Source organism: Mesorhizobium sp. (assembly GCF_965229135.1).
Taxonomy (GTDB): Bacteria; Pseudomonadota; Alphaproteobacteria; order Rhizobiales; family Rhizobiaceae; genus Mesorhizobium.
Map to the genome: position 1 here is coordinate 229,108 of NZ_OZ245860.1, position 22,290 is coordinate 251,397.

The window sequence follows — 22,290 nt, forward strand, 5'->3', positions numbered from 1 at the left end:
GAGGCGTCCTAAAGTCCCAGTTGGGTGGCCATCCGGATCAGTTCGGCGAGCGAACCTGCCTGCATCTTGCGCATCGCCTGTGCCCGCCTGACCTTGACCGTTATTTCGCTGACGCCAAGTTCGCCGGCGATCTGCTTGTTCAGAAGTCCCTTCACCACTCGCGCCACGACATTGCGTTCGCCTTCATTGAGCGTCGCGAGGCGGTCGCGCAGGGCCGTCAGATCGGCTGTCTGCTTGCGTGCCAGGCGATCCTTCTCAAGAGCCGCTTCGATGGCATCCAGCAGATCCTGCTCGCGGAACGGCTTTGCCAGGAAGTCGACGGCGCCGGTCTTCATCGCCTGCACCGACATGGGGATATCGCCATGGCCGGTCATCATGATCACCGGCAGGGCGGCGTCGGACTGGGCGAGCTCCTTTTGGAAGTCCATGCCGCTCTTGCCGGGCAAGCGGACATCCAGCACAAGGCAGGACGGAACGTCCGGCCTTGGCGCGCCGGTGAATTCCTTGACGGAGCCGAAGCAACGCACGTCCAGGCCAACCGACCGCAACAGGCTGTCGAGCGCCTCGCGGATTGCCGGGTCGTCATCGACAACGAAAACGATCTGTCTGGGGTCGTTCATCTGATCACCGCTTTGGTTTGCGATAGCTTGATACCATCACATTGCCCTTTTTGCCCGCGGGCAGCGAAAAGGAGAACGTCGCGCCGCTGGGCATGCCGGGCTCGGCCCATATCCGTCCGCCATGGCTCTCGACAATGGAGCGGCTGATCGCCAGCCCCATCCCCAGGCCATCGGGCTTGGTGGTGTAGAAGGCGTCGAATATCTGGTCCAGCGGGACGCCGCTCAAGCCGCGGCCTGAATCGCGGACATTGACGACGACCTCACTGGATTTGCCGAGGCCGGTGACGACGACCACGTCGCGGGCTAGTACACCGGGGCCGCCCACGGCTTCGAGCGCATTGACGATCAGGTTGAGGATGACCTGCTGGATCTGGACGGGATCGACCTCGACTCGCGGCAGGTCGACTGCAAGTTCCGTGCGCAAAGACACATTCTTCCGGCCGGTTTCGCTTTGCACGAGGGTGAGCGTGTCCTCGACCAACTGGTTGATATCCAGCCATGCGGATTTCGCGGAGGTTCGTTTGGTCAGAGCCCTGAGCCGCGCGATCAGGGCGCTGGCGCGATCGGCGTCCCTGACGATGCGCTCGGCGGCCCTTCCGGCCTCTTCGAGATTGGCGGGTTGCGCACCCAGCCAGCGCAGGGCGGCATTTCCATTGATGACGATGGCCGCGAGCGGCTGGTTGAGTTCGTGTGCGATGGATGCCGTCAGTTCGCCCAGCACCGTCACGCGGGTGATATGGGCAAGCTGCATCTGTGCTTCGCGCGCGGTCGCCTCGGCGGCCGCGGTCCGCAGAGCGAGGTAGGCGGTGACGCCGATCGCCGCCAGGCTGATGGCGCAGTTGACCACGCCCGCCGATTCGGAGCCCGTCCGCGTGAGAAAGAAACTCAGCACGGTCAGCGCCATGCACCCCGACGCCACCATCACCACCCGGCTTCTGTCGAGGTAGCGGACCGAAAGCAGCACGATGGCGACGTAGAAGACCGCGACGGCGATCTCCAGATTGGTGACGGTGTCGGCGAGAAAGATCACCGCCGCCAAAAGGACAAGCGAGACGGTCAGCAGGGTCGAGCCGCCGAGACGAGGCAAGCGTAACCTTGGGGACATGGGATCGCCGACCCTTTTGCTGATCACGCCGCTATGCGCGAAGGAGCCGGACATTACCGCGCTGCCTTTTGGCGGGGCAAGGCGTGAGCTGCTTTTGAGAATTGCTTCGAGGTCGGAGCGTCACGCCACCGATTGGATCACACCGCGGCCACGAACCCGTCCAGCACCCGTTTCTGGCCGGCCTTGTCGAAGTCGATGGTGAGTTTGTTGCCCTCGATGGCCGAGATGTTGCCGTTGCCGAATTTCTGGTGGAAGACCCGGTCGCCGACGCTGAAGGCGGAGGGCTTGTCGGCGACGGACTTGGCGACCAGTTCGCCGTCGATGGTGCGGCCTTTGACGGATGTGCGACCGGCGCCATAGCCTGAATCGGTTTCGCCATAGCCGATGCGTTCGACCTGGTGGCCGGAGCGCGAGCCCCAGTTGCGATCGGTCGCCTCGGTGCGGTTGGCTTGCGCGCGCTGCCAGCCTGGCGTTGCATAGGTGTTGGAGAATGCGCCGGATTTCTCCGCGCCGACATTGTCGAAGCGCGAGGCGCCGTATGGGTTCTGGCGTCCCGCCCCCTGGTCGCCGCGCCCCGGGGCGAATGAGCCGCCGCCATAGGAATTGCCGTAGCCGCCATAGGAGTTGCCGCTCTCGGCGACCTCGACATGGGCTTCCGGCAGTTCGTCGAGGAACCGTGACGGGATGGTCGATTGCCACAGGCCGTGGATGCGGCGGTTGGAGACGAACCACAGATGCAGGTTCTTCTTGGCGCGGGTCAGGCCGACATAGGCCAGCCGTCGCTCTTCCTCAAGGCCGGAGCGGCCGCCTTCATCCAGCGCGCGCTGATGCGGGAACAGGCCTTCCTCCCAGCCGGGTAGAAAAACAGTCTCGAATTCGAGGCCCTTGGCCGAATGCAGCGTCATGATGTTGACGGCGTCCATTTCGGCGTTCTGCTCCGCGTCCATCACCAGCGCGACATGTTCCAGGAAGGAGCGCAGCGATTCATATTCCTCCATGGAGCGGATCAACTCCTTGAGGTTTTCCAGCCGCCCGGGCGCCTCGACCGAGCGGTCGTTCTTCCACATGTCGGTGTAGCCGCTCTCTTCGAGAATGGTCTCGGCGAGTTCGGTGTGCGGCGTGTTTTCCAGCGCCTTCTGCCAACGCTCGAAATTGGCCGAGACCTCGCGCAGCGCCGCGCGCGGTTTCGGCTTCAACTCGTCGCTCTCGGCAAGCTTGGCCGCGGCCTCCAGCATGGGAATGCGCAGCGCGCGCGCCGTATCATGGATCTGGCGGATGGTGGCTTCGCCAAGGCCGCGCTTGGGCACATTGACGATGCGCTCGAAGGCGAGATCGTCGGCGCCTTGCGCAACGACGCGGAAGAACGCCAGCGCGTCGCGGATTTCCAGGCGCTCGTAAAAACGCGGGCCGCCGATGACGCGGTAGTTGAGGCCGAGCGTGACGAAACGGTCTTCGAATTCGCGCATCTGGAAGGAGGCGCGAACGAGAATCGCCATGTCGTTCAGATTGTGCTTCTGGCGCTGGTAGGTCTCGATGGTATCGCCGACGGCGCGGGCTTCCTCCTCGGAATCCCAGGCCGCGTGGACATGCACCTTGCCGTCTTCCGGTTCGTCGCGGTCGGTGAACAGCGTCTTGCCGAAACGGCCCTCATTATGCGCGATCAGATGGGATGCCGCGCCCAGAATGTGCGCGGTCGAGCGGTAGTTGCGCTCCAGCCGGATGATGGTGGCGCCTGGAAAATCCTTGTCGAAGCGCAGGATGTTGTCGACCTCGGCGCCGCGCCAGCCATAGATCGACTGGTCGTCGTCGCCGACGCAGCAGATGTTTACAGTGCTCGCGCGCGAGTTTCCCTCCCCCTTGAGGGGAGGGTGGCCGGGCGAAGCCCGGTCGGGTGGGGTCCGCGCGGCAGTGCTCGACGCTCTGGCGGTGCCTTCTGAGACGACCCCCTCCGCCCGCTTCGCGGGCACCTCCCCCTCGAGGGGGGAGGATTGCGGCCGTTGCGCCAGAAGGCGCAGCCACATGTATTGGGCGGTGTTGGTGTCCTGGTACTCGTCGACGAGGATGTATTTGAAGCGCTTGTGATAGTCCTTCAGCACATCCGGATTGGCGCGGAAGATGCGGATTGGGTGGCACAGCAGGTCGCCGAAGTCGCAGGCATTCAGTGTCTTCAGCCGCTCCTGATAAGCCTTGTACAGTTCGCGGCCCTTGCCATTGGCGAAGGCGCGCGCGTCGCCCTCGGCGATCTCGGCGGGACCTTGCCCCTTGTTCTTCCAGCCGTCGATCATCTGGGCGAACTGCTTGGCCGGCCAGCGCTTGTCGTCGAGGCCTTCAGCCTGGATCAGTTGCTTGATCAAGCGAACGACGTCATCAGTGTCGAGAATGGTGAAGTCCGACCGCAGGCCGGCAAGCTCGGCGTGCCTGCGCAGCAGCTTCACGCCGATCGAGTGGAAGGTGCCGAGCCACGGCATGCCCTCGACGGCTTCGCCGACGAGGAGGCCGATGCGCTGCTTCATCTCGCGCGCCGCCTTGTTGGTGAAGGTGACGGCGAGAATCTGCGATGGGAACGCCTTGCCCGTGGCGAGGATGTGAGCGATGCGGGTGGTCAGCACGCGCGTCTTGCCGGTGCCGGCGCCGGCCAGGACAAGAACCGGGCCCTCGGTGGTTTCCACCGCCAAGCGCTGCTCAGGATTGAGGCCCTTCAAATAGTCGGGCGCATTGTTGTGGCCGCTACGCGCCGCCATGGCGCGCGCGGCTATGCCCGAAGGGGCCGAGGGGCGCGCATTCGGTTCGTCAAAAAAGGGCATGTCTTCCGAAAAGCCGGACATCTCCCCGAATGTAGTGATTCGGGAGCGAAAGGCCAGAAGTGTCTACGTTTTGTTCTGGTAAAGTGCTGGATATGGAACCGGGCCGCCTGGCTGGGCAAACTTTTTGGGATGCCGCAGGCGCATCGGCGGGCGGCAGGCGTGGGCGGCAACGGGCCGCCTCATACCGCGCCTAAGAACTGATGCGGCTGCTACCGCAAAAGCGATCGCAGCCGCATTGAGTTGCCTTTCATCGAAGGAAATATCTAGCCCAGCCCTAGCTGGCTCTTCAGGCTCGGCACCGAGCCAAGCACCTGGTTCGTCAGGCCCGGGCCGGCGGCGGTCTCGGCCTGCTGGATCAGCACGGTGCCTGCCTGCTGGATTTGTGCCATATCGAGGCCCGACGCTTTCAGCGCCGCGAGGCCGTTGACCAATGCTCCGGCCTTCTCGCCCAGGACGCCGCCGAGCGCGCCTTGCAGCGACGACAGGAAGCCGCCACCGCTGGCGGGCGCCGCCGCCATGACGTCGTACTGATGGGCGAGGTCATCCGCGCCGGGGATCTTGGCAAAGAAACTGGAAATGGTCGTACCATCAGCCTCATGCTCCATTACCGACAAGATGGTGCCGACGACCTTTTCGGTCGTTGCCTGGTCGAGGCCGGCTTTTTGCGAGACGGTGTTCACAATGTCCTGGACGTTCATGACTTCACCTCAACCTTGGGTTTTCGTGTTTCCGGGGCGGCGCGCATCAATGCGAACCTTGACCATGGATTGCCGGCTTGTCCGGGCGATCGCCGTGCGCATGGCCAGAAAAGTGGCCGTGGCGACGACAAATGCGGCGGCGAAGATCGGGAAGGTCATCTGCATGCTCCTTCTGGCCCAGGTCGTGAATGCGCCGGAGAAGGCACAGCCAACAAAGGCACTCTCCCCATATATTGTGGCAGTACCATCAAGATTTTTCCCCGATGACCAAAATGTGATGACGGCGCCGCGTAATCGTCCCTCGGCGGGATCGCGGCGACGGATTGCGGCGTTACCCGCCGATGGCTGGACTATGGCAACCTCGTTCCTATCTTGCTTGCGAGCGACAGAAAAATCGAGGAGTGCGCCATGACAGAATTCGACGCCACGACGCCCGCCATCACCCAGGCGATGATCGACGCCTATGACGAATACACGCATCTGACGCTCGACCGCCGCCGCTTCATGGACCATCTGACCAGGCTTGCCGGATCGGGTGCCGCGGCGGCGGCTATCGTCCCTCTGCTGGCGGCGAATTCAGCACAGGCGGCAATCGTCGCCGAGGGCGATCCGCGCGTGAAGGGCGAGGACATCACCTATCCCGGCAGCGGCGGCGAGATGAAGGGCTATCTGGTCAGGCCGGCCAACCCGGCCGGCAAGCTCGGGACGGTCATCGTCGTGCACGAGAACAGGGGGCTCAACCCGCATATTCGCGACGTTGCGCGGCGCGTGGCGCTGGAAGGGTTCATAGCCCTTGCTCCGGACTTCCTGTCGCCGCTTGGCGGCACGCCGGATGACGAGGACAAGGCGCGCGACATGTTCGGCAAGCTGGACGCGGCGCGGACGGCGGCCAATGCAGTGGCAACGGTCGCCTTCCTCAAGGCGGACAAGGAGGGCAATGGCAAGGTGGGCGCCATCGGCTTCTGCTGGGGCGGCGGCACGGTCAACACGCTGGCCGTCAACGCGCCGGACCTTGCGGCGTCCGTCGCCTATTACGGCATGCAGCCGAAGGCGGCCGACGTGTCGAAGATCAAGGCGGCGTTGCTGCTGCACTATGCGGGGCTCGATGACCGCACCAATGCGGGCATCGATGCCTTCAAGAAGGAACTCGACGCGGCGCATGTCGAATATTCCGTCTATGTCTATGAAGGCGCCAACCACGCCTTCAACAACGATACGTCGGCGGCCCGCTACGACAAGGCGGCGGCCGACCTCGCCTGGGGCCGGACCATCGCCTTCCTCAAGCAGAAGCTGGCGTGACGCTTCAGGCTATCGACGGCGCCCAGACGGCCTCGAATGCCGGCGACAGGGTGAAACCCGCCGGCAGGACGGATACGGGAGGAGGGCGACGGACACCTTCCTGCAGGTAACGCAAGGCGGATGTAAGCCCGTTCATCGTGTAGGGCTTTGCGATGACGCCGATGGCGCCTGCGAAATGGTCGGGAATGCGCTTGGGGTTGGCGGTCATAAACACCACCATCGAGCGCTGTCTTTCGCCAATATACTCGGCCACGTCGACTCCGGTCGGGCCGTCGGTCAGATGGATGTCGACGAAGGCGATGTCGGCATCCGTCGAATTGATCATGTCGCGGGCTTCCGCCGAAGAGGTCGCCCAACCGACGACACTGTGGCCGGCTTCCTCGACCAGACTTTCCAGTTCCATTGCCAGCAGCGCCTCATCCTCGACGATCAGGACCTTCAGAGGTTCAATCATGACACATTCCCTTTCTGCTGCGGTTCGTTCGGCATGGAGATGACCACCTTGGTGCCGGGGCCTGCGTCCTGCCATTCGATGTCGGCGCGCAATTGCCGGGCAAGCGACTTGATCAGCCGCATGCCGAAAGAGGCATCGCCCGATGCGTCGGCCATGCCGACGCCGTTATCCGATACCTCGATCTTGAAGCGGCCATCTGGTTGGCTCATCTTGATGCCGATGCTACCGGCGGTGGTTCCATCGGGCTTTTCCTTGAACGCATGTTTCAACGCGTTGGTGACAAGTTCGTTCACCATCAATGCGACGGGTGTCGCCTTTTCCGCGGGGATGACGATGGGTTCGAGGTCAAGCTTCGACTTGATCTCCGAGCGCCCCGAGGCGGTGAGCAGATCGGAGATGAGATCGCGGGCGAAATCCGAGACATCGAACTTGCTGACGTCCTTCGACTGGTAGAGCCGCCTGTGTACCGTGCTCAAGGCTTCGATACGCTCCAGCATCGTGGTCATCGATTGGCGAACGCCGTCATCCTTGATCGTCCGGCTCTGCATGACGATGAGCGAGGAGATCATCTGCAGATTGTTCTTCACACGGTGGTCGACCTCGTGCAGCAGGGTGGTCTGCGCTTCCAAGGCGGCTTCGAGTTCCTTCGTGCGCTCCTTGACCGCCTTCTCGAACCGGTCCTTGTCGGCTGTGATGCGGTGCTCCGAGCGCTTGCGGTCGGAGACATCGAGTTGTGAGGCAAAGAAGAACTGCAATTCGCCGCGATCGTTGGACACCGGGCTGATGTAGAGCGCGTTCCAGAACGTCGAACCGTCCTTGCGGTAGTTGAGGATATCGACGCTGACGTCTTTCTGCTCCGCGATTGCATCGCGCACTTTTTCGATCGCCGACTTGTCGGTCTTTGCCCCCTGCAGGAAGCGGCAGTTCCGACCGATCACCTCCTGCCGTTCATAGCCGGTCAGACGCAAAAATGCGTCATTGGCAAAGACGATCGGGTTGTCCGGGCGCCGCGGATCGGTGATGATCATCGACATGCGGGTGGCGCGTATGGCGGCCGCGAACGGATCGCCCTTGCCGTGTTCGGCATGCAAATCGTCTGTCATGTGCCACGCGTCGGCCGGTTCCCTGGTCTGTTTCCAGTCCATTCTTTCACTCCAAGCCGTTTTCGTGGAGGGCAACGGCTCGGCGGCGAGATGGTTCAATCTTGAGCCATCTTGTCGCAGCAAGACAGAATCAGGGAACCGCCGCCGCTTTCGCGCAAGTGTTTGAAAAAGCGATATTTTCGCCTCACCTCATCAAGGCGCCGGCCGATGTAACGCGACGCCGGCGGCCACGGGCGCTATGCCGAGGATATCCATCGCACCGAGAATTTGACGCTGCGGAAGGATTCCGATCAGCGTGGCCGTGACCGGCAGAAGCGACAGCATCAGGAACTTGGCGTGATGCTGAAGGGGATCGGCTTCCGAAGACCCTAGATATGACCTCGCTTCATGCGCGCCCGCTTCAGGATGGCGCGCCAGCGGATCATGTCGAAGGGGATCGGCTCGTTGTTGTTGGCGATGTGGAAGATTTCATTGTTGACGTTCTTGAGCGAGCGCCAGAAATCATAGTCGGTGATGCGTGGATCGGCGGCCAGCCTGTCCACCTCGACCTTGATGTCGGTTTTCATGCACGTCCCTCGAACCGGCTCCGCCCGTCACCCATGTCCCAACTCATGCGGAGCGTTTTCGGCCGCTCCGCTGAGTCGTTCAACGGCTCAATTGGCTTGTTCCCGTTAAAACCCCGGTAAGGTTAACGCGGGCGGTCGGGGGCATCAAGCTGTCTTGCGGCGGATCCCGATCGACCGGCCGGCGCGCTCCGGCATCGGCAATGTGGCATGGGCGGCGCGCATCGCCTCGACCTTGGCCAGCACATCTGCGGGGAACGGCGCGACCTTGGGACCGGACATGTCGACATGCAGCGCCAACTGCTCCGATGTCGCCGCGAGCCAGCCGTCGACATGGCGGATCTCCTGGTAGATCCTCAGCCGCTTCTCGTCATTGTCGATGAGTTGCAGGGAGACCGTGACATTGTGCTCGAGGTGCAACTCTTGAACGTAGCAGACATGGACTTCCGCCGTGTAGATGGTCAGCCGGCGCTCCTTTACGTAGTCCGGCCCCATCCCCATTGCCTCGAAGGCCTCGTCGGAACAGCGATCGAAGATGACGTTGTAGTAGGCCATGTTGAGATGGCCGTTATAGTCGATCCAGTCCTTCTCGATGCCCATGGCTTTGGAGACGAAGGGGGCGGGGATGGTCATGCAGGAACTTCCTTATCGTGGTGCTGGACAGAGCGTGGCAGGGCAGACTACGCATCCATGCCTGCATAACAAGCGTGGGCGCTAGTCCATTCGCGGAGGAATTCATGGCTCTGAGCGACCTCAATCCGGTCCAACGCAACGAAGAGGGGATAGCCGCCGTGCTCGGCATCCTCAAGCAGCGGTTCGGCGAGCGTTTTCAGACTGGCCAGGCGATCCGTTCGCAGCACGCGCATACCACCACCTATATCCCGACCCAGGCGCCGGACGGCGTCGCCTTTCCCGAGTCGACGGCCGAGGTGCAGGAGATCGTGCGCGCCTGCGCGGCGCATCGCGTGCCGGTGATAGCGTTCGGTATCGGCTCGTCGCTCGAAGGCCACACCAACGCGCCGGGCGGCGGCATTTCTGTCGATACGTCGCGCATGAATCGCATCCTGTCGGTCAATCCGCAGGATCTTGATTGCACCGTCGAGCCCGGCGTGACGCGCGAGGATCTGAACCGGCACCTGCGCGACACCGGCCTGTTCTTTCCGATCGACCCCGGCGCCAACGCCTCGCTTGGTGGCATGGCGGCGACGCGGGCATCCGGCACCAACGCCGTCCGCTACGGTACGATGCGAGAGAACGTGCTGTCGCTGACGGCGGTGATGGCCGATGGCGAGACGGTGACGACCGGCAAGCGGGCGAAGAAGAGTTCCGCGGGATATGATCTCACGCGGCTGCTGGTCGGCTCGGAGGGCACGCTCGGCATCATCACCGCGCTGACCTTGAAGCTGCAGGGCATTCCGCAGGCGATTTCCGGCGGTGTCTGTCCGTTTCCAAGCGTCGAGGCGGCCTGCAACGCGGTCATCGCGACGATCCAGATGGGCATTCCGGTGGCGCGCATCGAACTGGTCAACGGGCTGCAGATGCGGGCGATGAAGAATTATTCGAAGCTAGACTATCCTGAAAGCCCGTGCCTTTTCGTCGAATTCCACGGCAGCGATGCCGGCGTTGCCGAACAGGCCGAAACCTTCGGCATGATCGCGGAAGAAAATGGCGGCGGGCCGTTCCTCTGGACCAGCGTCGCGGAGGAACGGACGAAACTGTGGAAGGCCAGGCACGATGCCTACTGGTCGTCGCTGACGCTGCGGCCGGGCGCCAAAGGTCTTTCAACCGATGTCTGCGTGCCGATCTCGCGCTTTGCCGAATGCGTCACGGAAACCGAGGCCGACATTGCCGAGATGGGCCTGATCGCACCGATCGTCGGCCATGCCGGCGACGGCAATTTCCACGTGTTGGTGCTGATGGACGTCGACGATCCCCAGGAGATCGCGCTGTCGGAGAAGTTCGTCGCGCGGCTCAACATGCGGGCGATCGCCATGGATGGAACCTGCACCGGCGAGCACGGCATCGGACAGGGCAAGGTCGGGTTCCTGCGCCATGAACTCGGCCACGGCGTCGACATCATGCACACGATCAAGCAGGCGCTCGATCCGCTGAACATCATGAACCCGGGCAAGATATTGCCAGGCATGGGCCATTAGATGTTGGCGGCCGAGACGTTGCTGCCGATCGATGTGCCGCTCTCGTCCGCTGGCGCGCCACTGCCTCACGTATTTGCGGATGAAGGTCGAATGGTTGTCGCCTATCTCGTTGATACTCCGGATACATCATTCGATGGCACAAATCCGCGCTCGGTTTCGCCTTTAACACGTAACCAATCGGTCGCGGTTCTGGCGGCGGACCCTTATCTGGTATTCCAATTCGGTCCATCGAACGACGAAGCCATCAGTGGGCATCGCTTGTATGGGCTGGGCCTTAAGCCGTACTCCGCATTCGAAGTCCTCAATTCGTCATGGATCGGTTCGCTTGAAGAGGCAAACCGGGTCCACTCTTCCCACAGACCTGACCTGTTTTCAGCCTATCGACATTTTATCCTGACATTCCACGATTCGACGCTCGAATTCGTCGCCGCGCGTTTTTCTACCACCCTTCGCGAAGGGGCGGTCCTGACCGTGTTGATGGAAACCATCGGAAATCGCGCACCGGCACAGAACACCAAGCCGGCTCGCTTTTTTGACATGCTGTGGCGACGCGGTTGATCCTGAGTGTTTTCCCTGCGCCTTGACCGTGTCGCCTTTCGGGCCGAGACTTTCGGTGCGGAACGGCCTGAACCAAGCAGGCGTGTCAGTGGAGGAACGATGTCATGGCGATTTCACGCAAGGATGAGGCCCGGGCGCTGAGCGCGGACGAACATGCGCTGGTGGAGAAGTCTCACCATCCGGCGGTGCAGGAACTGTCCGACGCCGACCTCGCCGGTCTGGTAAAGCTTTTGCGGGAACGGCGCGACAAGGCGCAGACCGAGGCGCATCGCCGTCGCCGCGAAATACGCGGCAAGGGCGCGCCGAAGGGCGCCACGCCTTCGAAGGCCGATGGCGGCTCGCAGCTGAAGCTCGCGGTGCTGGCCATGGCCATGCGCAGGCTGAACGGCGAGGCCGAGCGCCGGCGCCAGTTGGCGGCCAGCGTCTCGCTGGTCGAGAATGCGCGGCACGCGCTGGCCATGAAGCAGAAAGCGGCGTCCGCCGGGCCCGAATTCAACACGCGCACGGCGCACAAGGGCATGCGCGCGATCGCCAATAAGAGGGCGCAGGACCTGGTCCGCCCGATGGAACTCGGCAGGCAGCGGCAGGCGGCCAAGGTGGCGCAGGCAAAGCGCGACGCGCGTTGAGTTTTTCGCCCGCGACCAATCGAACGAAGATTGTGCTCGCAGGCGTCCCCGAAGGGAAATTGCCTCTTTATCGACACGCGGATGCGGATAGAGTGCGGCTGAATTTCAATCAACCGCTTCGGAGCTGATGCTCGCTCGCCTGTTCGTGATCTTTGGTGGTCTTTTTGTGCTGGTGCTGCTTGCGGCGCTGGTGGTGCCGTACTTTGTCGACTGGACAGGCTACCGCGCCGAGTTCGAGCGAGAGGCAAGCGCCATCCTCGGCCGCAAGGTGACCGTGCAGGGCGATGCGACGGCGAGGCTGCTGCCGTTTCCGTCCGTCACCTTCTCGAATGTCGCTGTCGCCGGCGGCCCTGGCGGCCAGCCGGCGATGACCGTCGAGACGTTTTCGATGGATGCCGAGCTTGCGCCCTTCCTGCGCGGCGAGGTGCTGATCTTCGACATGCGGCTGGTACATCCCAAGGCGACGATCGATATTGCCGCCAACGGTACCGTCGACTGGGCGATGCGGCCATCCTCGCCCTTCGACCTCAACCAGATATCGATCGAAAAGCTGACGGTCACGGAAGGCCAGATCGAAATTCGCCACGCCGCCGGCGGTCGCAGCCATCTGATCTCGGAGATCAACTCGACCATATCGGCCAAGTCGCTGGCCGGGCCCTGGCGCATGGATGGTTCGCTGCGGCTGGACGGTTTGCGCAATACGGTCGCGGTGTCCACCGGCAAGGCCGAAGGTTCCGGGCAGATGCGTGTCCGGGTCAGGCTCGATCCGGACGCCTATCCACTGACCATCGAGACGGATGGCAATGCCGGCATTGCCAACGGCGCGGCCGGCTATTCGGGCCAGTTCAAGATCTCGGGCGCCGACAAGAACGCGGCGCAATTGCGCGGCACCGATGGCGACGTGGTCAAGGTCAGCACCGGCAAGCCGGATCCCGGCTTCCGGCTCAACGGCAAGTTCGCGCTTGATCATCAAAAGCTCGGCATCGACGAATTCCGGTTCGAGACCGGGCCGCTCGACAATCCCTATACCGCCGACGGAAAGGCGTCGGTCGATCTCGGGCTGAAGCCAAGATTTTCCATCGAAGCGAGCGGCGCGCAGGTGCAGTTCGACGAAGCCGTGGGGGCGGCCGGCGGCGCCGGGCTGACGCTTGCGCAGCGCGTCGCGGGACTGGAACAAGTCCTTCTCGGTCTGCCGAGGCCGACCATCCCCGGCACTGTCGAAGTGAAGCTGCCAGCCGTGGTGGCCGGCGATACGACTGTCCGCAACGTGGTGCTTTCGGCCGAGCCGGCGGAGGGCGGCTGGTCGGTGAAGTCGCTTGCCGCGACATTGCCGGGCCGCACGACGCTCGAGGCCAATGGGCTGCTCAACGTGCAGGACCATTTCGGCTTCACCGGTTCGCTGCTTGTGGCCGTTGCGCAGCCTTCGGGCTTTGCCGCATGGCTGTCGAAGGATTTCGATGAAGCCATCCGCCGGCTGCCCGCCGCCGGCTTCAAGGCCAAGGTCGACCTGACCGACAAGCTCCAATCGTTCAGCGATCTCGAACTGATCCTTGGCAAGGCCAAGTTTTCCGGCCGCATCGATTCCAGCCAGCCCGACGACGCCAAGCCGTCGGTACTGATGCGGCTCGAAGGGGGGGACCTCGACGTCGACGGGCTCGCGGCCTTCGCTTCGATCTTCGTCAGCGACAAGGGCGCCAACCGCTTTTCCGATCGCGATCTCGATTTCCAGATCAAGGCGGGGCCGGTCAGCGCCGGTGGATTGACCGCCGATACGGTGGATACGGCGCTCAGACTGCGTGACGGGCTTCTGGAAATCGACAAGCTGTCGATCGGCGGACTTGCCGGCGCTTCGATCAGCGCCACCGGGAGGATCAAGGATTTTCCCGTGAACACGACGGGCAAGCTCGACGCCTCGGTGGTTGCTGTCGACCTGAAGCCGCTGATCGACATGGCGGCGCAGCATTATCCTGACAGTACGGTGCTGAAGGGCCTGTCGGCCCGCGCGGCTGCCTATCCCGACCTTTTCCAGGATGCGCGCGTCGATTTGATCGCGAGTGCCGCCGACAATGGCGACGGCACGACCGGGCTTGCGCTCAGCGGGCAGGGAAAGGCGGGTGGCTCGGCCTTTTCGGCATCGCTGTCGGGCAAGGGGAAGATCGATGCGCTTGCCGATGCGCCGGTGACACTGACCTTCAACGCCAAGAATCCCGACGCCACCGCGCTGCTGGCGCTCTACGGCCTTCCCGCGCTGCCCCTCGGCATGCTCGGTGAAGCCAGCACGGATATCCAGGCCAAGGGCACGCTGGGCAGCGGTCTGGCGACCAGTTTCAACCTCCATGGCAACGACTTCAAGGCGGGCTTTGACGGCACTGTTGCCGATACGGCGCAAGGTCCGACCGCCAAGGGCAAAGTTAATGTTGAAGCGGCCGATATCGAGCCCTGGCTGATGACGACCGGCATAGGTCTCCCAGGCATGGGGGCGGGCATGTCGACTTCGCTTTCGGCGACCGCCGATTATGGCAATGGCCTGCTGGTGCTGAACGGGCTCAACGGGGCCATCAACGAAGCGGCGGTATCGGGCGACGTCAATGTCGACGTTAAGGACGGTGTGCCGCATCTGGCCGGCGCGCTGGCGCTCGACGAACTGGATCTCGACCCGATGGCGGTGACGCTGTTCGGCGACCAGGCCTTTCTGGGCGCCAATGGCGGCTGGCCGACGGAGCCTTTCAGCCAGAAGTCCAGCCTGCCATTCACGGCGGATCTTGACCTGACGTCCGCGGCGCTCGCCGCGGGCCGCTTCGCCACCGCCTATGATGCAGGCTTCACATTGAAACTCGACCGCGAAGGCATCCGTGTCTCGGACCTCAAGGCGAAATTTCTGGGTGGCGCGCTGACCGGCCTGTTCGAATTGAAGAACAATGACGGCACCGGCCTGCTTTCCGCCCAGATGAAACTGGCAGGGGCTGATCTGGCGGCCGTGCTGCCGGACGCCGGCATCAGCGGGCGCGGCGACATCTCGACATCGCTTTCGACCAGCGGCAAATCGGTCGATGCCATGGTGGCGGCACTGTCCGGCTCCGGCACGGCGGCGTTGAAGGGCCTGACCATCGCCGGCTTCAATCCCGGCGCCTTCGGCGCCTTCATCGCCAAGGCGGATGCGATCGGGCGTGATATTGATGGGGCCAAGACCGCCAGCTTCGCGCCACAGCTTGCCGGCGACGGCAGTTTCGCGGCGGGAGATGCCGACATTGCCTTCACGGTAGCCAGCGGCACGCTGAGGGCGCCGCCGCTCAGCTTCCAAAATCCGGCGGCGACCCTGTCGGCGGACGTCACGGCCGATCTTAATGCCAGCAAGGTGAACGCCAAGGGAGCCGTGACCTACAAGCCCGGCGACGAGGCGCTCGTAGGCTCCGAGCCGAGCGTGAATTTCAGCATCGATGGACCGTTCGGCGCCACCCGGAAGACCTTCGATAGCGAGCCGCTGGCACAGTTCCTCACCCAGCGCGCGCTGGAAAAGGAGCAGCAGCGGGTCGAGGCGATGCAGGCGGCACTGCTCGAAAAGCAGCGGCTGCGGCGCGAAGTGCGTTACTATGCGGCGCTGCAGACGGAACGTGACAAGGCCGCCGAGGAACTGCTGAGGCAACAAGAGGAAGCGGCGCGGCAGAAAGCCGAGGCGGACGCCAGGGCGAAAGCTGAAGCCGAGGCAAAGGCCCAGGCTGATGCCGCAGCAAAGGCGCAGGCAGACGCTGACGCAAAGGCCAGGGCGGACGCCGATGCCAAGGCAAAGGCCGACGCCGATGCTGCCGCCAAGGCGGAGCAGCAAGCCGCGGACGAGGCCGCCAAGGCGCAACAGATTCAGGAGCAGGAGCGCCAGAAGGCCGAGGAAGCGACGAAGATCGCCGCGCAGGAGAAAGCCAGGCGGGATGCCGAACGCAAGGCCGCCCAGCAGGAACCGCGGATCGAACGGACACCGCTGCCGCCTGTCAACGACAATGCGCCAGCAAAAAGCGCGCCGAAGCCGGCTTTGGCACCTTCTTCGATCGATAATCTGTTGAAATCACTGGATGGTGGATAGGGACGCGCTGCCCGCCGAGCGTTTGGCCCACTCCAGGACACGAAGCCTGATGGCCGACGACAGGTTGGTGTCGCGAGGCCGGGTCTCGTCGATTTCGGCGACGAGGGCCGCGAGCGTCATCTGTCGGGATGCCGCAATGGCGGCAAGGTCGTCGTAGAACGGCTTTTCAAGGGAATAGCTGGTGCGATGGCCACGAATGGTCACCGAGCGTTTGACGATGGCGCTCACCGAAATCGGCTCATCTTGATCCAGGACCCGGCGTCATTTTGGTGATGGCGGAGCGTCGGTCGGTTCGTCGCCGGACTGTTCACGGCGGTGCCCGGCGACGAATTTTTCGGCCTTGTCGGCGATCAGGCGGTCACGCTGCCTCTCCGCCTTGGAGCGGCCGTGCAAGGCACGGTTCTGTTCGGCCTCGCGCAGCTTCTCGTCCCGCGCCTTCTGCTTTCGGGCCTGGCGGAGATTGACGATGTCGCCCATGCAGTGGCCCGTCGGATTATTTCTTGCGGAAGGCGTCGAGTGACACGACTTCCGCGCCCTTGGCGGCGGCATCCGCAACCGCGGGCTTCTTTTCGGCGTCGGCCGCGGCCTTCTTTTCCGCCTTCGGCTTCTTCTCCGAGACGATTGTCAGCGTCTCGGCCGGGGCTTGGACAACTGGTTCGTCGGTTGCGACGCCATCCGTCTTGACGTCGAACTCCAGTTCGAAGTTGACCGACGGGTCATAGAAACCGCGCACGGCCGAGAACGGGATTTCCAGCTTCTCCGGAACGTCCGAGAACGACAGGCCGACCTCGAAGCCGGTATCGGTCACCTTGAGGTCCCAGTACTGGAACTGGATGACGATGGTCATCTGTTCGGGATAGCGCTCGCGCAGCCTCGAGGACACGCGCACGCCTGGCGCGCCGGTCAGGAAGGTGATGAAGAAATGATGGTTGCCGGGCAGGCCGGTGCGCGCGACTTCGGCCAGAACCTTGCGCATGACGCCGCGCAATGCCTCCTGGGCCAGAATGTCGTAGCGGATGTGGTCGTCGGCCATGTGACGGTTTGTTTCCGTTGAATCGTCCGCATAGCTGTAATCAAGCTTGAGCGCGGCGTAAACCGGGATATAGATCGAGGCGGCGCCGAAGCCAGTCCTATTGCCGTCTATTTTGGTCGCTTGCCGCATTTCGACAAGCTTGATCAATGATCTACGCGCTGGCAAGCACGCCATGCCTTTCCGTACCAGCCGCGGACTTGCGCTTGCCGAAGGCGCGCAGGAAGGTGCGCACGCCATTGGTGGCCGACTGCAACACCTCATTGTCGTCAGGCGTGCCGCCGAGCATGAACGTCGTCTGCAGTTCGGCGTTGACTAGGCCTAAGAACTGTCGCGCGGCGACATCGGGATCGTCGATCGCGAGGTAACCGCCATAGGCGAGGCGGGCAAAGCGGGCGGCCAGGGCCGGCCATGTCCGGCCCGGCCCCTGTTCGCGCCACTCGGCGAAAAGCCCGGGATAGCGTTCGCCTTCGGTCTGGATCAGCTTGCGCAGGAATTTTCCGTCGCGGTTGCAGATGCAGTTCCGGTTCATCCGCACGGCGAAACCGACCAGGTCGGCTTCAAGGTCCGTTGGCTGGTCGGGGAAGGTGGAAATGGTGGCGAAGATGCCGGCATTGCAGCGCTCGGTCAGGTCGCGGACGACGGCAATGAAAAGTTTCTCCTTGTCGCCATGATGATTGTAGATGGTCTGACGCGATACGCCGGCCTCGACCGCGATCAGGTCGATATTCGCGCCGGCGAAGCCCTCGCGGCAAAAAACGGAGGCTGCGGAGTCGACGATCGACGCGCGCTTTGCCTCGTGGCCGCGTGGCGGGAAAGTGTCAGGAGAAACGCCTGGTCTCATGCAAATCCATATAGAGTCGATTGACGATTTAGACAAGACTGTCTAAATTTGTGGACGCGATATGAAGAGGTTTCGCTCCGGAGAAGTGTCGGAACCTCATGGGATGGAACGTCCTAGGGTTAGACGTCGCCTGGCGGCGGCAACCAGATTCGAAAGAAGCCACTATCATGAGTCCCAAATTCCTCCGCATCGCGGTCGTGCTCGGCCTGTTGTCCGCCATCGGTCCGTTCGCCATCGACATGTATCTGCCCGCACTGCCCTCGATCGGCGCCGATCTTCACGCCGGGACCGCCGCCGTGCAGATGAGCCTGCTGATCTTCTTCCTGTCGATGGGCTTCGGCCAGATCGTCGTCGGGCCGATCTCCGACATGGTCGGCCGCAAGCTGCCGCTTTATGGCGGTCTCGTGCTGTTCATGATCGGCGGCATCGGTTCGGCGATGGCGCCGACCATCGAATGGCTGATCGCTTTCCGTTTCCTGCAAGGCCTTGGCGCCAGCGCCGGCATGGCAGTGCCGCGTGCCATCGTGCGCGACGTGCATACCGGCACTGAAGCCGCCAAGCTGATGTCCTTGCTGATGCTGGTGTTTTCGGTGTCGCCGATCCTGGCGCCGCTGACCGGCAGCGTGATCATCGAGAATTTCGGCTGGCGCGCCGTGTTCTGGACGGTGACGGGCGCGGCGGCACTCGCCACGGTCTTGCTGGCGACCTCGCTCAAGGAAACGCGGCCGGTGGAAGACCGTGCCGGCTCCTCCTTCGGCACCGCGCTGTCCGCCTACCGCTTCCTGATGGGCGACCGCAACTTCCTCGGCCTGACCGCGATCGCCGGCTTCGGCATTGCGAGCTTCTTCGTCTATCTGTCGAGCTCGTCCTTCATCCTGATCGACCATTACGGGCTGTCGCCTTCGGTCTACAGCGTGTTCTTCTCGATAAACGCGGTGGCCTTCATCGGCATGTCGCAGACGACGGGATTGCTGGCGGAGCGCTTTGGGCTGAGACGCGTGGTGCGCGTCGCGGTGACAGGCTATGCGACGACGATGGTGGTGCTGTTTGCGGTGATGGCCTCCGGTATTGATCGGCTCGACGTGATGGCGGCGCTGCTGTTCGTCGGCTACGGCTTCCTCGGCCTGGTCATTCCGACGACCTCTGTACTGGCCATGGAAGAACATGGCGAGATCGCCGGCACGGCTTCGGCGCTGATGGGCACGCTGCATTTCGCCATCGGCGCGCTCGCCATGGGCGTTGCCGGAGTGTTCTTCGACGGCACGCCGCTGCCGATGGTCGCCGGAATCACGCTCTGCGCGGTGATCTCCTTCACGCTGGCCAAGGTGACGCTCGGCCGTTCGCGAGAAGTTGTTGAAGCGCCGGCCGAGTAGGCACTGCTTGCAAGCCGATGAAAAGGCCGGGCTTTCCCGGCCTTTTTTATTGCCTGAAATGCTTCGGCCGTCACCTCGCCTATCACATGGGTATCACGTTTAAGTTGGTATCTTGCATAAATAGGTACCTTCCAATACAGTGTACTGGACTTACCGGGAACGAGCATGACCGATCCAAATGACGTCCAGCTGAAAAAGGGAGCGCTCGAACTGTGTGTGCTTGCCTTGCTCGCCCGGCGAGAAAGCTACGCCTATGAGATCGCCAGCACGCTCGCCGAGCGTGTCGGCATGGGGGAAGGAACGATCTACCCGCTGATGCGGCGCATGCAGAGCGACGGGCTTGTCGGAACATGGCTCGTCGAATCGACGAGCGGTCCGCCCCGCAAATATTACCGGCTCACCGCCGCCGGCCGGACCGCCTATGAGGCGCGTAGCAGAGAGTGGCGAAGCTTTGTCGATGCCGTCGACCTTTTCCTGGGAGAGATGGAATGAACCGCGATGCCTTCTTGGTTTCCCTGCGCAACAGCCTGGCCGGAATGCCCGCGGGCGAAATCGACGAAATTGTCGCCGACTACGGCGCCCATTTCGACGAGGCGCGGGCCTCGGGACGCAGCGAAGGGGATGTCGCCAAGGCACTCGGCGATCCGGCGCGGCTGGGACGGGAGCTGCGGGCAGAAGCGGGTATCCGACGTTGGGAGCATGACCGCGGTCCGGCCGGCGTTGCCGCCGCGCTGCTCGCGCTGACCGGGCTCGCCGCCTTCGACATTCTCCTGCTGCTGCCGGTTCTCATCGTCTTCTGCTTCGTCGCGCTCGGTCTCGGCGTTGCGGTCCTGGCGCTGGGCGTCACCAGCGTTGGGCTGCTGTTGAGCGTCGTGCCGTTCTGGCATTTCGCATCGTGGGCCACGGCGTTCGCACGCCTGCTGGCCGCTGTCGGCCTTGCCGCCGCCAGCATCGGATTAGGCTCGCTGTTGCTGCTTGGCCTCAATATCGGGGTCAAGCTGCTGGGGGACTATGCGCGCCTGCATTACCGCCTGGTCAAACCACACCAGCCCTGAATCAACCCCGTGGCGCGCCGCCACGCAGAAATAACAGGTGCAACATGAACAAGACGCTTGCCTGGACCGCCGTGCTGTCGCTTGCCGTGGCCGTGATTTGTTTGTCGCTGGCGAGTTCGATCGCCGGCAACGACTGGAGAGGTGCCCGTTGGTGGAGTTTTGCCTCCAGCTGCCGCAGTTCCGGCGACGAGGCCAAGCCCGGATCGGTAACGCTGGCCTGGGAACCGGTCAGCAGCGAATTCCAGATTGCTCTGCCGGCAACGGTCACTTATCGGCCCGGCAGCCTGTCCCAGGCCGTCGTCAGCGGCGATCCCGAGGCGGTTTCGCATGTGCGCCTGTCCGGCAATGTGCTCGACTTCGACGATGACTTCGATTGTGATGGCCTGCCGGTCAGCGTCCAGCTTACCGGTCCGGCGGTCCCCGGCTGGCGGTTGAGCGGCAGTGGCAAGCTCGAGCTTTCCGCTCTCGCCCAGGAGGCGCTCGATCTGCGCATCAGCGGCAGTGGCGATGTGCGTGCCAGCGGCAGCGTGCAGGATCTCTCCTTGCGCATCTCCGGCTCGGGTTCCGGCGATTTTGCCAAGCTCACGGCGAAGACCGCCAGCGTCCAGATCAGCGGCAGCGGCAATGCCGATATCGCACCGCAGGACCAGGCCGACATCCGCGTGTCCGGCAGCGGCAACGTGCAAGTTCACGGCAACCCGAAGATCAATTCCCATGTCAGCGGCAGCGGCAGGGTCGAGACGGTGCCCTGAGCGGCCATAAGGCTGCGCGCACCCGCGCCAGCGATCACACTTCTCATCACACTCTATGCAGCCGGAATGCGGGTCAGCCGCAGTCCGAGGACACGAATCTATTTGAACATCGGAGACAGGAAAATGCGTTTGAAGAAGCTCATGCTTGCCGCCCTGGCAAGTCTGGTCGTCACGACAGCTCATGCCGCTGGTTTGAAATTCATCCAGATTCCGGCGGATGCCGCCGGGCCGGCAATTGATGCTGCCATGTGGTCGCCTTGCGCCAGCCCGCCCGGCGAGGTGAAGGTCAAGCGATCTACCGTTCCGGCCGTGCTCGACTGCCCCATCGTGGGCGAGAGATTGCCGCTCGTCGTCATTTCACATGGCTATGGCGGCTGGTACCTTGATCTCCACGATATGGCCGAGACGCTCGCGGATGCCGGGTTTGTCGTCGTTGCCATCAACCATCCGCACGCGAACCACGCCGATATGAGCCAGGCCAATGGTCTGGGCGCGCTGAGGCAGCGGCCGCTCGATATCAAACGCACCATCGATTTCATGCTCGGCGCTTCGGTGGATTCGGCCAGGATCGATCCTCAGCGCGTCGGCTTCTACGGATTTTCGCAAGGCGGCTATACCGGCCTTGTCATCGGCGGCGCCGATCCGGATTTCAACAAGCTGCCACCGCGCTGTCCGGACCCCACCGGTTGCCTGCCGGCTAACCAGCCCGCGCGCAAGCAATTGCCGCCGGAATCGCTGACCCATGATCCCCGCGTCCGCGCAATCGTGGTTGCGGATCCCGTGAGCGTTGTTTTCCAGACCGCCGACAGTGCCAAGAACATAAAGGTGCCGCTCCAGCTTTGGAGTTCGCAGTTCGGCGGCGACGGCGTATCGCCGGATGATGTCAAGCTGCTGGCTGGACTGCTGCCGCAGACGCCGGACTTTCACGTCGTGCCGAACGCGGTGCATTTCTCGTTCTTGGCGTCATGTCACAAGGGCGCTGGCAAGCCCTCGGACCTTTGTATCGATAGACCCGGTTTCGATCGGGTCGCCTTCCACAAGACGTTCGATGCGGACGTACTCGCTTTCTTCCGCCAGCATCTGGTCGACGATCGCATACAGACGCAAGGCGCAAAGGCGTCCGGAGCTGGAGCCGCTGAAACGTCGGTGCAATAGGCAATTGCTCGCCTAAGGAA

General features: G+C 63.1%; 23 protein-coding genes. 10 read left to right on the top strand and 13 right to left on the bottom strand.

Annotated features, from left to right (window positions below):
• Positions 1-8 precede the first annotated feature (8 nt).
• The 5 genes from ACO07C_RS01005 to ACO07C_RS01025 form a co-directional block, all read right to left on the bottom strand.
• Entirely contained in the window at positions 9-620 is a 612-nt protein-coding gene (locus ACO07C_RS01005) for a response regulator transcription factor (RefSeq protein WP_421912375.1), read from the bottom strand.
• A gap of 4 nt (positions 621-624) precedes the next feature.
• Positions 625-1,725: a sensor histidine kinase gene (locus ACO07C_RS01010; protein WP_421912376.1), complete on the bottom strand. Its 1,101-nt coding sequence runs from the start codon at positions 1,723-1,725 to the stop codon at positions 625-627.
• 137 nt (positions 1,726-1,862) lie between these two features.
• Positions 1,863-4,550, bottom strand: a complete 2,688-nt coding sequence (locus ACO07C_RS01015; RefSeq protein WP_421912377.1) for an ATP-dependent helicase — start codon at positions 4,548-4,550, stop codon at positions 1,863-1,865.
• Positions 4,551-4,792: 242 nt separating this feature from the next.
• Positions 4,793-5,227: a hypothetical protein gene (locus ACO07C_RS01020; protein WP_421912378.1), complete on the bottom strand. Its 435-nt coding sequence runs from the start codon at positions 5,225-5,227 to the stop codon at positions 4,793-4,795.
• A gap of 9 nt (positions 5,228-5,236) precedes the next feature.
• Complete coding sequence (locus ACO07C_RS01025) at positions 5,237-5,386, bottom strand: hypothetical protein (protein ID WP_421912379.1); 150 nt, start codon at positions 5,384-5,386, stop codon at positions 5,237-5,239.
• 249 nt (positions 5,387-5,635) lie between these two features.
• Between ACO07C_RS01025 and ACO07C_RS01030 the strand changes: the two genes are divergently transcribed.
• Positions 5,636-6,526: a dienelactone hydrolase family protein gene (locus tag ACO07C_RS01030; protein ID WP_421912380.1), complete on the top strand. Its 891-nt coding sequence runs from the start codon at positions 5,636-5,638 to the stop codon at positions 6,524-6,526.
• A 4-nt stretch (positions 6,527-6,530) separates the two neighbouring features.
• On the opposite strand, the gene ACO07C_RS01035 is transcribed toward ACO07C_RS01030, so the two are convergent.
• The 4 genes from ACO07C_RS01035 to ACO07C_RS01050 all read right to left on the bottom strand — a co-directional run bounded on the left by ACO07C_RS01035 (position 6,531) and on the right by ACO07C_RS01050 (position 9,279).
• Positions 6,531-6,980, bottom strand: a complete 450-nt coding sequence (locus ACO07C_RS01035; RefSeq protein ID WP_421912381.1) for a response regulator — start codon at positions 6,978-6,980, stop codon at positions 6,531-6,533.
• Positions 6,977-8,125: a histidine kinase dimerization/phosphoacceptor domain -containing protein gene (locus tag ACO07C_RS01040; RefSeq protein ID WP_421912382.1), complete on the bottom strand. Its 1,149-nt coding sequence runs from the start codon at positions 8,123-8,125 to the stop codon at positions 6,977-6,979. The genes ACO07C_RS01035 and ACO07C_RS01040 overlap by 4 nt, the downstream gene beginning before the upstream one ends.
• A gap of 326 nt (positions 8,126-8,451) precedes the next feature.
• Positions 8,452-8,649 (bottom strand): hypothetical protein, encoded by a 198-nt coding sequence (locus tag ACO07C_RS01045; RefSeq protein WP_227346642.1) that lies wholly within the window; start codon positions 8,647-8,649, stop codon positions 8,452-8,454.
• Positions 8,650-8,793: 144 nt separating this feature from the next.
• Positions 8,794-9,279, bottom strand: coding sequence for a thioesterase family protein (locus tag ACO07C_RS01050; protein ID WP_421912383.1), 486 nt, complete (start codon positions 9,277-9,279; stop codon positions 8,794-8,796).
• A 104-nt stretch (positions 9,280-9,383) separates the two neighbouring features.
• Here ACO07C_RS01050 and ACO07C_RS01055 point away from each other — a divergent pair, with 104 nt between their 5' ends.
• The 4 genes from ACO07C_RS01055 (at position 9,384) to ACO07C_RS01070 (ending at position 16,061) form a co-directional block, all read left to right on the top strand.
• Positions 9,384-10,802: an FAD-binding oxidoreductase gene (locus ACO07C_RS01055; protein ID WP_421912384.1), complete on the top strand. Its 1,419-nt coding sequence runs from the start codon at positions 9,384-9,386 to the stop codon at positions 10,800-10,802.
• Positions 10,803-11,360, top strand: coding sequence for a hypothetical protein (locus ACO07C_RS01060; RefSeq protein ID WP_421912385.1), 558 nt, complete (start codon positions 10,803-10,805; stop codon positions 11,358-11,360).
• A 104-nt stretch (positions 11,361-11,464) separates the two neighbouring features.
• A complete protein-coding gene (locus tag ACO07C_RS01065; protein WP_421912386.1) occupies positions 11,465-11,986 on the top strand; it encodes a hypothetical protein in 522 nt (173 codons plus the stop codon).
• A 127-nt stretch (positions 11,987-12,113) separates the two neighbouring features.
• On the top strand, positions 12,114-16,061 hold the full coding sequence (locus ACO07C_RS01070) for an AsmA-like C-terminal region-containing protein (RefSeq protein WP_421912387.1): 3,948 nt from the start codon (positions 12,114-12,116) through the stop codon (positions 16,059-16,061).
• Here ACO07C_RS01070 and ACO07C_RS01075 read toward each other — a convergent pair.
• The 4 genes from ACO07C_RS01075 to ACO07C_RS01090 all read right to left on the bottom strand — a co-directional run bounded on the left by ACO07C_RS01075 (position 16,044) and on the right by ACO07C_RS01090 (position 17,935).
• Entirely contained in the window at positions 16,044-16,289 is a 246-nt protein-coding gene (locus tag ACO07C_RS01075) for a ribbon-helix-helix domain-containing protein (RefSeq protein ID WP_421912388.1), read from the bottom strand. The two genes, ACO07C_RS01070 and ACO07C_RS01075, sit on opposite strands and share 18 nt — an antisense overlap.
• A gap of 33 nt (positions 16,290-16,322) precedes the next feature.
• Entirely contained in the window at positions 16,323-16,538 is a 216-nt protein-coding gene (locus ACO07C_RS01080) for a DUF4169 family protein (protein ID WP_421912389.1), read from the bottom strand.
• Between the two features lie 16 nt (positions 16,539-16,554).
• On the bottom strand, positions 16,555-17,094 hold the full coding sequence (locus tag ACO07C_RS01085) for an SspB family protein (RefSeq protein WP_421912390.1): 540 nt from the start codon (positions 17,092-17,094) through the stop codon (positions 16,555-16,557).
• A 151-nt stretch (positions 17,095-17,245) separates the two neighbouring features.
• Positions 17,246-17,935 (bottom strand): TetR/AcrR family transcriptional regulator, encoded by a 690-nt coding sequence (locus ACO07C_RS01090; protein WP_421912391.1) that lies wholly within the window; start codon positions 17,933-17,935, stop codon positions 17,246-17,248.
• A 167-nt stretch (positions 17,936-18,102) separates the two neighbouring features.
• On the opposite strand from ACO07C_RS01090, the gene ACO07C_RS01095 reads away from it, so the two are divergent.
• The 5 genes from ACO07C_RS01095 to ACO07C_RS01115 all read left to right on the top strand — a co-directional run bounded on the left by ACO07C_RS01095 (position 18,103) and on the right by ACO07C_RS01115 (position 22,270).
• On the top strand, positions 18,103-19,308 hold the full coding sequence (locus ACO07C_RS01095) for a multidrug effflux MFS transporter (protein ID WP_421912392.1): 1,206 nt from the start codon (positions 18,103-18,105) through the stop codon (positions 19,306-19,308).
• A gap of 165 nt (positions 19,309-19,473) precedes the next feature.
• On the top strand, positions 19,474-19,800 hold the full coding sequence (locus ACO07C_RS01100; protein WP_115144377.1) for a PadR family transcriptional regulator: 327 nt from the start codon (positions 19,474-19,476) through the stop codon (positions 19,798-19,800).
• Positions 19,797-20,363: a DUF1700 domain-containing protein gene (locus ACO07C_RS01105; RefSeq protein WP_421912393.1), complete on the top strand. Its 567-nt coding sequence runs from the start codon at positions 19,797-19,799 to the stop codon at positions 20,361-20,363. Before ACO07C_RS01100 ends, ACO07C_RS01105 begins: the two co-directional genes overlap by 4 nt.
• Before the next feature lie 44 nt (positions 20,364-20,407).
• Entirely contained in the window at positions 20,408-21,115 is a 708-nt protein-coding gene (locus ACO07C_RS01110) for a GIN domain-containing protein (RefSeq protein ID WP_421912394.1), read from the top strand.
• Between the two features lie 123 nt (positions 21,116-21,238).
• Complete coding sequence (locus tag ACO07C_RS01115) at positions 21,239-22,270, top strand: alpha/beta hydrolase family protein (RefSeq protein ID WP_421912395.1); 1,032 nt, start codon at positions 21,239-21,241, stop codon at positions 22,268-22,270.
• Positions 22,271-22,290: the final 20 nt, after the last annotated feature.

What these genes read in the sequence shown, in the direction of transcription:
- ACO07C_RS01080 (WP_421912389.1), bottom strand. Translation starts at nt 16,538, where the DNA reads ATGGGCGACATCGTCAATCTCCGCCAGGCCCGAAAGCAGAAGGCGCGG.
- ACO07C_RS01090 (WP_421912391.1), bottom strand. Translation starts at nt 17,935, where the DNA reads ATGAGACCAGGCGTTTCTCCTGACACTTTCCCGCCACGCGGCCACGAG.
- ACO07C_RS01095 (WP_421912392.1), top strand. Translation starts at nt 18,103, where the DNA reads ATGAGTCCCAAATTCCTCCGCATCGCGGTCGTGCTCGGCCTGTTGTCC.
- ACO07C_RS01105 (WP_421912393.1), top strand. Translation starts at nt 19,797, where the DNA reads ATGAACCGCGATGCCTTCTTGGTTTCCCTGCGCAACAGCCTGGCCGGA.
- ACO07C_RS01085 (WP_421912390.1), bottom strand. Translation starts at nt 17,094, where the DNA reads ATGGCCGACGACCACATCCGCTACGACATTCTGGCCCAGGAGGCATTG.
- ACO07C_RS01060 (WP_421912385.1), top strand. Translation starts at nt 10,803, where the DNA reads ATGTTGGCGGCCGAGACGTTGCTGCCGATCGATGTGCCGCTCTCGTCC.
- ACO07C_RS01065 (WP_421912386.1), top strand. Translation starts at nt 11,465, where the DNA reads ATGGCGATTTCACGCAAGGATGAGGCCCGGGCGCTGAGCGCGGACGAA.
- ACO07C_RS01030 (WP_421912380.1), top strand. Translation starts at nt 5,636, where the DNA reads ATGACAGAATTCGACGCCACGACGCCCGCCATCACCCAGGCGATGATC.
- ACO07C_RS01010 (WP_421912376.1), bottom strand. Translation starts at nt 1,725, where the DNA reads ATGTCCCCAAGGTTACGCTTGCCTCGTCTCGGCGGCTCGACCCTGCTG.
- ACO07C_RS01035 (WP_421912381.1), bottom strand. Translation starts at nt 6,980, where the DNA reads ATGATTGAACCTCTGAAGGTCCTGATCGTCGAGGATGAGGCGCTGCTG.
- ACO07C_RS01115 (WP_421912395.1), top strand. Translation starts at nt 21,239, where the DNA reads ATGCGTTTGAAGAAGCTCATGCTTGCCGCCCTGGCAAGTCTGGTCGTC.
- ACO07C_RS01050 (WP_421912383.1), bottom strand. Translation starts at nt 9,279, where the DNA reads ATGACCATCCCCGCCCCCTTCGTCTCCAAAGCCATGGGCATCGAGAAG.
- ACO07C_RS01055 (WP_421912384.1), top strand. Translation starts at nt 9,384, where the DNA reads ATGGCTCTGAGCGACCTCAATCCGGTCCAACGCAACGAAGAGGGGATA.
- ACO07C_RS01100 (WP_115144377.1), top strand. Translation starts at nt 19,474, where the DNA reads ATGACCGATCCAAATGACGTCCAGCTGAAAAAGGGAGCGCTCGAACTG.
- ACO07C_RS01020 (WP_421912378.1), bottom strand. Translation starts at nt 5,227, where the DNA reads ATGAACGTCCAGGACATTGTGAACACCGTCTCGCAAAAAGCCGGCCTC.
- ACO07C_RS01005 (WP_421912375.1), bottom strand. Translation starts at nt 620, where the DNA reads ATGAACGACCCCAGACAGATCGTTTTCGTTGTCGATGACGACCCGGCA.
- ACO07C_RS01110 (WP_421912394.1), top strand. Translation starts at nt 20,408, where the DNA reads ATGAACAAGACGCTTGCCTGGACCGCCGTGCTGTCGCTTGCCGTGGCC.
- ACO07C_RS01070 (WP_421912387.1), top strand. Translation starts at nt 12,114, where the DNA reads ATGCTCGCTCGCCTGTTCGTGATCTTTGGTGGTCTTTTTGTGCTGGTG.
- ACO07C_RS01015 (WP_421912377.1), bottom strand. Translation starts at nt 4,550, where the DNA reads ATGTCCGGCTTTTCGGAAGACATGCCCTTTTTTGACGAACCGAATGCG.
- ACO07C_RS01045 (WP_227346642.1), bottom strand. Translation starts at nt 8,649, where the DNA reads ATGAAAACCGACATCAAGGTCGAGGTGGACAGGCTGGCCGCCGATCCA.
- ACO07C_RS01025 (WP_421912379.1), bottom strand. Translation starts at nt 5,386, where the DNA reads ATGACCTTCCCGATCTTCGCCGCCGCATTTGTCGTCGCCACGGCCACT.
- ACO07C_RS01040 (WP_421912382.1), bottom strand. Translation starts at nt 8,125, where the DNA reads ATGGACTGGAAACAGACCAGGGAACCGGCCGACGCGTGGCACATGACA.